The 8,413-nt window shown below is 40.3% G+C and carries 12 protein-coding genes and 3 tRNA genes; 5 read left to right on the forward strand and 10 right to left on the reverse strand.

The genetic code is table 11. From position 1 onward, the window contains the following. Positions 1 to 231: 231 nt before the first annotated feature. Positions 232 to 306: transfer RNA gene (locus tag LRM47_RS03150), tRNA-Gly, on the reverse strand. A 72-nt stretch (positions 307 to 378) separates the two neighbouring features. Between LRM47_RS03150 and LRM47_RS03155 the strand changes: the two genes are divergently transcribed. From LRM47_RS03155 to LRM47_RS03175, 5 genes are all read left to right on the forward strand, one after another. Continuing rightward, positions 379 to 454 (forward strand) — tRNA-Phe (locus tag LRM47_RS03155). Positions 455 to 503: 49 nt separating this feature from the next. Then, positions 504 to 579 (forward strand) — tRNA-Gly (locus LRM47_RS03160). Positions 580 to 681: 102 nt separating this feature from the next. Then, a complete protein-coding gene (locus LRM47_RS03165) occupies positions 682 to 969 on the forward strand; it encodes a metal-sensitive transcriptional regulator (protein ID WP_243816380.1) in 288 nt (95 codons plus the stop codon). Beyond that, positions 969 to 1,445 (forward strand): DUF4396 domain-containing protein, encoded by a 477-nt coding sequence (locus LRM47_RS03170; protein ID WP_243816379.1) that lies wholly within the window; start codon positions 969 to 971, stop codon positions 1,443 to 1,445. The genes LRM47_RS03165 and LRM47_RS03170 overlap by 1 nt, the downstream gene beginning before the upstream one ends. A gap of 45 nt (positions 1,446 to 1,490) precedes the next feature. Next, entirely contained in the window at positions 1,491 to 3,077 is a 1,587-nt protein-coding gene (locus LRM47_RS03175) for an alpha-amylase family glycosyl hydrolase (RefSeq protein WP_243822754.1), read from the forward strand. A 13-nt stretch (positions 3,078 to 3,090) separates the two neighbouring features. Here the strand turns inward: LRM47_RS03175 and LRM47_RS03180 are convergent, their stop codons facing one another. From LRM47_RS03180 to LRM47_RS03220, 9 genes are all read right to left on the reverse strand, one after another. Continuing rightward, a complete protein-coding gene (locus LRM47_RS03180) occupies positions 3,091 to 3,405 on the reverse strand; it encodes a hypothetical protein (RefSeq protein WP_243822755.1) in 315 nt (104 codons plus the stop codon). A 128-nt stretch (positions 3,406 to 3,533) separates the two neighbouring features. Continuing rightward, entirely contained in the window at positions 3,534 to 4,166 is a 633-nt protein-coding gene (locus LRM47_RS03185) for a DUF421 domain-containing protein (RefSeq protein WP_243822756.1), read from the reverse strand. A 260-nt stretch (positions 4,167 to 4,426) separates the two neighbouring features. Then, entirely contained in the window at positions 4,427 to 5,374 is a 948-nt protein-coding gene (locus LRM47_RS04165) for a tyrosine-type recombinase/integrase (RefSeq protein ID WP_320412897.1), read from the reverse strand. 61 nt (positions 5,375 to 5,435) lie between these two features. Continuing rightward, complete coding sequence (locus tag LRM47_RS03195) at positions 5,436 to 5,708, reverse strand: hypothetical protein (RefSeq protein WP_243822757.1); 273 nt, start codon at positions 5,706 to 5,708, stop codon at positions 5,436 to 5,438. Continuing rightward, entirely contained in the window at positions 5,705 to 5,998 is a 294-nt protein-coding gene (locus LRM47_RS03200) for a hypothetical protein (protein ID WP_243822758.1), read from the reverse strand. The genes LRM47_RS03195 and LRM47_RS03200 overlap by 4 nt, the downstream gene beginning before the upstream one ends. A gap of 290 nt (positions 5,999 to 6,288) precedes the next feature. Continuing rightward, positions 6,289 to 6,546 carry a hypothetical protein gene (locus tag LRM47_RS03205; RefSeq protein ID WP_243822759.1) on the reverse strand — a complete coding sequence of 86 codons (258 nt, stop codon included), beginning with the start codon at positions 6,544 to 6,546 and terminating at the stop codon, positions 6,289 to 6,291. An 11-nt stretch (positions 6,547 to 6,557) separates the two neighbouring features. Continuing rightward, a complete protein-coding gene (locus tag LRM47_RS03210; RefSeq protein ID WP_243822760.1) occupies positions 6,558 to 6,887 on the reverse strand; it encodes an Acb2/Tad1 domain-containing protein in 330 nt (109 codons plus the stop codon). 9 nt (positions 6,888 to 6,896) lie between these two features. Beyond that, positions 6,897 to 7,895 carry a peptidoglycan amidohydrolase family protein gene (locus tag LRM47_RS03215; RefSeq protein WP_243822761.1) on the reverse strand — a complete coding sequence of 333 codons (999 nt, stop codon included), beginning with the start codon at positions 7,893 to 7,895 and terminating at the stop codon, positions 6,897 to 6,899. Then, a complete protein-coding gene (locus LRM47_RS03220) occupies positions 7,892 to 8,293 on the reverse strand; it encodes a hypothetical protein (RefSeq protein WP_243822762.1) in 402 nt (133 codons plus the stop codon). The genes LRM47_RS03215 and LRM47_RS03220 overlap by 4 nt, the downstream gene beginning before the upstream one ends. Positions 8,294 to 8,413: the final 120 nt, after the last annotated feature.

The following is an 8,413-nucleotide window of genomic DNA, read 5'->3' on the forward strand; positions in this document are numbered from 1 at the left end:
ATGACGAGTTTTTATTTCTTCATGGTTTATGTGATAATTATACTATTTACACCGCATTTTTGCCATATCTAGCAAAAAGCACATCCGACCAGAAAAATCCGACCTTTTCATTTAAAAAATAAGGAATCGGCGGGGGTCTAAAAAGGTTTTTCTGGAGTGAAACGCAGCACGGCTTGTCGTGCTAGGCGGCGCGGCTCACAGTTTTTAACATTTTGTACTAAAATACTTTCTTGGTGCGGATGGGGAGAGTCGAACTCCCATCTCAACCTTGGGAAGGTCACATAATAGCCGCTATACGACACCCGCGTGCTCTCATTTTATCACGCTTGCACAATGCGGGCAATCTGTAGTATAATTGACAGTAGCAATCACCCGTGTGGCTCTTTAGCTCAGTTGGTAGAGCAGAGGCCTGAAGAGCCTTGTGTCCCCAGTTCAAGTCTGGGAGGAGCCACCAAGTATTGCATTTCATTCTCGGTTTTGTTACAATAAATCGTGAACCGCATGCGGGTATAGCTCAGTTGTTAGAGCGCTTCCTTGCCATGGAAGAGGCCAGGAGTTAGAGTCTCCTTACCCGCACCAATTTGATATTTAGCCATCCGAACGGGTGGTTTTTTCGTATGTTAATCCTTAGATAGCTAATTACATTTGACATAATACCCCCATGGGGTATATGATTATTTTATGGATACAGCAGACATCAAACGACGAGCCCTGCATCGCACAAAGATCATATTAGGACAAATGCGCGGACTCGAGAAACAAATTACCGACGACGCGTATTGCATGGATGTTTTAACCCAAAACCTAGCAATACAAAAGTCATTAGCGTCGCTTAATAAACTTATTCTGGAGCGACATCTCCGCACACACATTGCCGATAAAATGGCGTCCGGCGCCGAAGCTCAACAAAGTAAAGCGATAGAAGAATTGCTCAATCTATATGAATTAAATAATATAAGGACAAAATAATGAATCACGAATCTCACAACCATTGCAATACAAAAAATTCAACCAAACGTATGGCGCTAGCGGCAAGTTTGCACTGCCTGGCGGGATGTATGATTGGCGAGATGATTGGCGTTACCATCGGCACACACGCTGGATTTGCACCACACGCTACGGTCATTTTAGCGTCAGTCTTAGCTTTCATCTCCGGCTACACCGCATCAATCATACCATTAGTACGCGCCAAATTATCGCTCATAAAATCCTTAAAGTTAGTTTTCGCCGCCGACACATTATCCATACTGTCAATGACTGTCGTAGACAATATAATCATGTTAATCATTCCGGGCGCTATGGATAAGAACTTAGCTCATCCGATTTATTGGGTTAGCCGGCTAATTTGTATGTTCGCCGCGTTTGCCGTATCATATCCCGTCAATCTATATTTGTTACGTCGAGGCAAAGGTCACGCATTGACTCATCATTATCATCACATGTAATTTATTTGTTTTGATTTTCCCTATCATCTCGCTTATACTTAAATCATGAAAACTTGGCAAGATGTCGCCTCTCTTTATCAAATTTATCCGCGCAGTTTTCTGGATACGAATGGCGATGGAATTGGCGATTTGAACGGCATTACCGAGAAGCTGAATTATTTATCATGGCTGGGCATCGATTCGATTTGGATTTCCCCATTCTTCGTATCACCGCTGACCGACTTTGGTTATGATATCGCAAATTATCGAGCTATTGATCCGACTTTCGGAAAAATGCACGATTTCCAGACACTCCTTAAAAAAGCCCATGATCTCGACATTAAAGTTATGATCGACCTCGTTCCCTGCCACACTTCAGACCAACATCCGTGGTTTCAAGAATCCAGATCTTCACGCGACAACCCCAAGCGAGATTACTATATTTGGCGCGACGGAAAAGATGATAGCGAGCCTAACAATTGGCGAAGTTTGTCTGGCGGCAGTTCGTGGGAATTTGACGAGCACACTGGGCAATTTTACCTGCATTCGTTCCTGAAAACGCAGCCAGATCTGAATTGGGACAATCCTGCAGTGCGTGCTGAAATAAAAAGTATAGTGCGATTTTGGTTTAATGTGGGCGTCGATGGAATGCGCGTCGATGCAATTTGGGGAATTTCCAAAGATCCCGACTTTAAAGACGATTCTCCAAATCCTGACTTTTATGGCAATCCAAACGATTACGGAGCATTTATTCACGACCACTGTAAAATGGGACCGCATTTTCAGGAATATTTGCGAGAATTGGCGTCAGTTTGCGATGAATATGACGACAAGCAAATGGTGTTTGAATTTTATCCCGACGATAAGCTGGATGATATTTATCATCAATACAGCCAAATCCTGACAGTCCACCCGAAAGCCTCGGCGTTTTTTATGGAATATCGCGACAACGAATGGCACGCTAAAAATATTGAGAAAAAAATTGAGAATTATCTACAATCAGCAAGCTCAACCACGCCATTTTTCTGCATCGGAAATCACGATCAGCCGCGAGTCGCCTCCAGATTGGGCGAAGAACGCGCCCGCGCCCTCAGCTTCTTAAATCTCCTCACTCCAGGAATTAGCGTAGTTTATTACGGCGACGAAATTGGCATGATAAATGGAGAATTGACCGCTGATGACATTCAAGATAATTTTAGCCCCGCCAATTCTGTTGTTGATAGCCGAGATTTGGAACGCACGCCAATACAATGGAATGATTCGCAATTTGCGGGCTTTTCAAGCGTAAAACCTTGGCTTCCCATTAATGATAATCACACGAAGATTAACGTTGATAGCGAAAAAATCACAAACAATTCTCTGCTTAATATGCACCGAAAGCTGCTAAAATTACGCCAAACCTTCCCAATTCTTAAAAATGGCAATTTGAGCATCGTGCAAAACACTGGCAACGGATTTATTCTCGGGTTAAAAAGAGAGCTGGCTGATCAACGTGCTTACATTTTCATCAATTTCGCAGACGAGAAACAAAGCTTCTCCATTCCAGAAAACGCCAAGATTATTACCTCAACTCACTCTGTCGATTTAATTGCCGCAGAAAATCTCCAAATGACAATTCCAGGGTATTGCGGAGTTTTACTTATTGTCCAGTAATAAAAACACTCAACTAGAATAAGGTTCCATCTTCAGTATCGCACTCCTCTATGGGATAGAGACCCGCGCATTCAGTCGCCAACCTAGCCATATTCTCGTTAATTTTCTTGTCATTAGCAGCCTCGGTGAGAGCTTTCAGGTCTAGATAGTAATCATCACTGTTTTGGCTAGATTCTGTCGTACAGTTTTCTAACTCCTCGCTACCGACGCTTCTTTGCAAATCTTCATCATTTGCAATTTCCTCATAATCTTTATATTTATCCCGTTTATCAGAAGTATCTTCACTCAAAATATCTGCCCCACAATTAATATGACCATCATACAGCATTTTCTACATTCTTCCTCTTTTTACTTTGTCTATAAACCATTATACGACACCACCAGATGTAGTGGTAGAGTTAACTTCACAACACTATCAAACAATGACATTTTTCGTCTCACCCAGTTAATTCATCTTTAATTATAAGCAGTCAGAATCAAATCACCGTCGACATACTCGCCCAAAAATACATCTCCGTAAGATTCTAAGCCTCGTTTTTTAAGCTGACCAAGCAGCCACTTTTCGTCTTTTCCGATTACATCCAAGATATCAGCTTGCAATTGACCGTCCGTTATTAACGGGAATTTCGGATTTTCCTCGCCTTTGTGCGAAACAATGAGCTCGCCATCCTGTTCAACAACAGCTCTTTTCACATCTTTCGTCGAGTAAACATTATGGGTTCGAAGCTTGAAAGAAACGTCATGAGCACTTAAGCCGACCTTCTCGCAGTTTTCGATATTTATCTTTCCATTATCTATAATTATCAAAGCCTTACCGTCAATCAGCTGTTTAGCCTTAACGCTATGCTTCTTTATCCACTTCAGCGTCAACACCAGTACACACCATATACACAAAATCCCAACATAGTCCAAAATCTTAATATCATTATTGTAAATAACGCCGCCAATAATACCACCAAGTACGTAATTCTGAACTTGATCGCTAGCGGAAGATGGTGCCAGATTACCTTTTCCCGTAATGTTAATTATTATCGTCAGCGCAAAAAATCCGATCAATAATTTTATTGCTACTAAAATAAATTCATTCATAATTTACCTACTTTTTTCTATTAAAAACGCTCTGATATTTATCAGAACGCTCATCAGACTTATTTCAATCGTAGGAACTTGGTGAGGTGCGCCTCCCCATAACTACGACTGTCCACCACAACAATTATATGTAGTAGCAATCAAATTCTCTGCCATTTTCAATGTTTGGTAGAGAGCCTTTGAAATTATTGGTGTAAAGTTGCTTGGAAAGTATATGCCTTTCTCAACTGTCACCAGTATAGCAAAAATGACTAAATATGTCAATAGCCTTGAGCGTGATCCATTGCTTTATAGAACTGACTCTCTGCCAGATCATCTTTAATTTGTAGGTATATCTGGACCGTAGATAGGTCGCGATGGCCAAGTAATTTTTGTATTGTCATAAGATCGCAACCAGCTATTAGTAGACGCACTGCAAAACTATGTCTTAATTGATGAGGTGTTATATGAATATCTGCATATTTCTTAAATGCTTTTTGGATCCACACTCTAGCTGTTTTATCGTTTGTATTGAATAGAGGACCAGATAATCGGTTGTAGTCTGTCGCGAATTCATCTATCTTGTCTTTTAATCGTTTAGTTAGGAATACTGTACGATCTTTAGAACCTTTACCCTTTACGTATAAGTTCAATCCGTCTATATCTCTATAGCTAACATTGGCAATCTCTGAAATACGTAATCCAGTGTCGTATGCAAAATCTATTAGCATGTTTATGTGTCGCTCTTTCGCGTTATTTGACGTCCTGTTAAGTACTAGTTGTATAACATGATGTTGTATATATCTTGGTCGTGGTTTAGCGTTCTTACGTGACTTAATAAGCTCAGAATTAATACAGTTTAGATTCATGTGTTCATTACACCATTTGAAGAATGCTTTTATTACTCGTTTTGTTGAGTTTGTAGTTGAAGCTGCGTGAGTTTTTCTGTATTCATAAAAATAAAAGTCGAGCCATCTAAGCGACAGCTCGGTTATATTAGTCTTGTGTAATTCATCACAGAAATTAACAAATTGTTTAAGACGTACTACTCTAGTAGCTACTGTAGCTGGTGACATATCTTCGACTATTGCTGAATAATGGATAAACTGAAACGCTAGCTCTCTGATGTTCTCTGTCTGATATTCTACGTCTAGTACTTCGTCTATCTTCTGTAATTCACTTATTACAGTAGCTCTTGATGTTGTGATTGATAGAATTGGTGCGGTCATTCTTCTCTCCTTAGAGTGACTTAGGTTTAATTTGTAACCTTTACGCCCCAATTGTTCTATTTTACAGATTTTTTAAGTCAATGTAATGCTTCTCATGACATTTATGGCAGCCTTTAACTATGAAATATGGCGCTGTTGGACCGCTATATTGACGTATTTGACCCTTCATGACAGTAGCAAAATGATCAATCTTGATAATCTGCTTATACGTCTTCCATTCATGATCACAGCCATTTTTATTCTTACGTAATAGTCTAAGTTGTTCTCGATCTGCTTTAGCCTTATTAATCCGTTCAATAAGTTTACGTCTAGCTTCCTTAGTGTCAAAACTCATACGCCTGCCTTTTTGCATAAATACGTAAATAATCGTCCTGGAGTTTGTTTTGCTTCTAGTGCGGTTTCCGCTAATTGCCAAACTGTAGCTTCTGGTAATTTCCAGAATACTTTACAGTAAAATGCGAAGTATTGTTCATTCCCAAACATCTGGCACAATCTAGTCGCCATATTCTCTATTTGCTTGGATTTAGCATACTTATCACGACTAATATTAGTATTAGAATTAGAATTATAGTTTCTATGAAACTTTTTTGCATTAGCATTAGAATTAATATTAGTGGTTTTCACCTCTGTTAACCCTCCAAATTTTGAGCCAACAGCTAACTAGCACCATTACTAGCTCTGGCGTTTTACGTTTCCGAGGAGTTTTCCACAAGTCCGTAGTGCTAAGGGCTTGACAGAAAAATCCTATTTTTTAGTATTTCAGGGCAAAATAAAGCGGCCCCAATCGAAAGAAAACCTTTTTTCAATCGATAGAGGCCGGCAATCTGAAATTGATACTTCTATCCTAGCAAATATTTTACGTTCAGTCAACTGTTCGGGATTTCCGAACTGTTCAGTTGTTCGGGATTTCCGAATTACTCAACAGCTTCTTTCATCTGACGTACTAAGTCTAAGATGATAGTCTTAGCTGCAGACAATCCAGCCGCGATTGCAGACAGAGTGGTAGCTATTGTTAGAGCATACAGTTCGTGCCAGCTTGCTGCGAATAACAAGTTTACTAAGTTTACGCCCGCAAGTAGAAATGTCGCGATAAACGTCTGTAAGAACGTCCATCCAGCTCGAATAGCTACGTCTTTATAATTAATGTTCTTTAGAGCTTCTAGTGATTTCATATCTCCTCCTTCTATTTTTCCTCAGTACCGTACACGCCGCGAGATTCACGCTCAACCTTACGATTAGCCAGCCACATAATAGCTTCCTCAATTTTCGTAAGAGCTAAACTGTTTTCACGACAAGGCAATCCTCGGTTGTAGTCTGCTAGTTTTGAGTAAGCTACAATAAGCAAGTCCTCAATAAATACACCGTTGCGCTCTGTGGTAGCTGTGCCGCCAGTTTGAAACTTGACTCTCAGTACCTCTTTGCCACCGATATTAAGAGAAACTTCATCGCCTGGTGTGCCGCGATTCAGTTCATTGTGCAATTCTTCTAGTGCATTATATTTGGTAGTTTTCATATTTCCTCCTTATTTATTGAACTTAAAAATGCTCATCAAAAAATCGATAATCTTCTCTAATAGACTTTTATTCTTAGCGATATCTTGGCTTAATTTGCCGATAGACCTCATAACGTCTTCGTTGGTTGGTTGTGGTGCTAGCGGCTGCTCCTGCGGCTTTTCTTTAGGCTGAGGTACCTGCTGTATTTCTGGTGTCTTTGGGGCTGGTTGTGGCTGAGGACGTGGTTGCGGTCGTGGTGTACCTGCGTCTCCATTCGCTAATTCGCGCACTCGTTCTGCTAATACCCAAATACCATCGTCTGCCATTTTCAACTGTAGGTAGCGTTTGTTGTTTTCGGTGGTTTCGTCTAATACCTCTGTACCGCCGACAATTCGGAAGTAATCTCCTGTATTTATCTCTCCGTCCAGTAGATAGCCGTCTTTATCTGTTCTCACTGCTACAGAAACAGGTATACCGTTATCTCCCCAGTCGAACTCATCAATCAATCGGTTACATCTAATTTGTCGTAAGTCGAATACAGTTGCTACTTCATCTGCATAGTAGACTTCAGGAAGTGCTACACGCTTTGTTTCTTTTGGTTTGCCTACATACCTGTAAAATGCGTACGGTGGACAACCAGACGCACTCCAGAGCCAGTCGTGATTATCTATTACAATACCTGCCTGATAGCGACAGTTAATTACGTTATCTGCGTCCACAAACATTCCTGTATGTCCTAATGCGCCTCCAGAGTTACCTCGAATACCCCAAATAAAAATATCTCCTCGTTGTGTATCTGCCTCGCCGTTTGCGTCCTCAGGCAGTCGTACCCAACCATTCTTTTCTAGAGCGTCGAATAGAGTGTCTGTATTGCCAATCCAGTAACTTGCAGGTAAAAGACCTGCTTCTTTTAGAGCGTGGTATACAGAGCTTGAGCAGTCGTATGAATCTGGACCATTACGATTTTCCATTGAATAAGAAACTCGTCCTTTTCGTGCGTAGAACCAAGCTAGTGCTTTTTCTATCATTTTGTTACCTCCTTTACTTTTTCTATTACTTCAACGGGTGTTCTATCTTGAATAAAATGGGTAAATTGAGTAAGCAAAAAGAGCCCTACTGCACCTATGAGTACGGTTAAACCTGTGTATTTGATGATTACGCCTACGAATTTCTTTTCGCCAGTAACGATGGCTTTTATGAAGATATTGCCATCTAGTGTGTCGTTATGGTCTTGGATTGCTTTGATATTCTTTTCAATATCATTTATTTTTCCATCTACATATTTATTTCGCTCTATATATACAGACTCACTTACTAACCCGTCTAGTTTGGCTAATATTTGAGCTAATGATGGTTCTGCTACTTTTTCATTGAACACCTCTAGTTTGACTAGGCGTTCACTTAGGTCTGTGTTTGATCCTGGCATATAAAAAACGGAAGCCTTTCGTCTTTATACGTGCTTCCGTTTCTTGAGATCACACTGGTTAATTTATAGTACTATTTTACCATTTATATATTGGTCAGACAAGATAGACTTTACGACAAT

The organism is Candidatus Nanosynbacter sp. TM7-076, from assembly GCF_022828325.1.
Classification (GTDB): domain Bacteria; phylum Patescibacteriota; class Saccharimonadia; order Saccharimonadales; family Saccharimonadaceae; genus Nanosynbacter.

Bases quoted from the DNA above. Each gene is read 5' to 3' on its own strand.
- LRM47_RS03165 (WP_243816380.1), top strand. From the start codon at position 682: ATGGATACAGCAGACATCAAACGACGAGCCCTGCATCGCACAAAGATC.
- LRM47_RS03170 (WP_243816379.1), top strand. From the start codon at position 969: ATGAATCACGAATCTCACAACCATTGCAATACAAAAAATTCAACCAAA.
- LRM47_RS03175 (WP_243822754.1), top strand. From the start codon at position 1,491: ATGAAAACTTGGCAAGATGTCGCCTCTCTTTATCAAATTTATCCGCGC.
- LRM47_RS03180 (WP_243822755.1), bottom strand. From the start codon at position 3,405: ATGCTGTATGATGGTCATATTAATTGTGGGGCAGATATTTTGAGTGAA.
- LRM47_RS03185 (WP_243822756.1), bottom strand. From the start codon at position 4,166: ATGAATGAATTTATTTTAGTAGCAATAAAATTATTGATCGGATTTTTT.
- LRM47_RS04165 (WP_320412897.1), bottom strand. From the start codon at position 5,374: ATGACCGCACCAATTCTATCAATCACAACATCAAGAGCTACTGTAATA.
- LRM47_RS03195 (WP_243822757.1), bottom strand. From the start codon at position 5,708: ATGAGTTTTGACACTAAGGAAGCTAGACGTAAACTTATTGAACGGATT.
- LRM47_RS03205 (WP_243822759.1), bottom strand. From the start codon at position 6,546: ATGAAATCACTAGAAGCTCTAAAGAACATTAATTATAAAGACGTAGCT.
- LRM47_RS03210 (WP_243822760.1), bottom strand. From the start codon at position 6,887: ATGAAAACTACCAAATATAATGCACTAGAAGAATTGCACAATGAACTG.
- LRM47_RS03215 (WP_243822761.1), bottom strand. From the start codon at position 7,895: ATGATAGAAAAAGCACTAGCTTGGTTCTACGCACGAAAAGGACGAGTT.
- LRM47_RS03220 (WP_243822762.1), bottom strand. From the start codon at position 8,293: ATGCCAGGATCAAACACAGACCTAAGTGAACGCCTAGTCAAACTAGAG.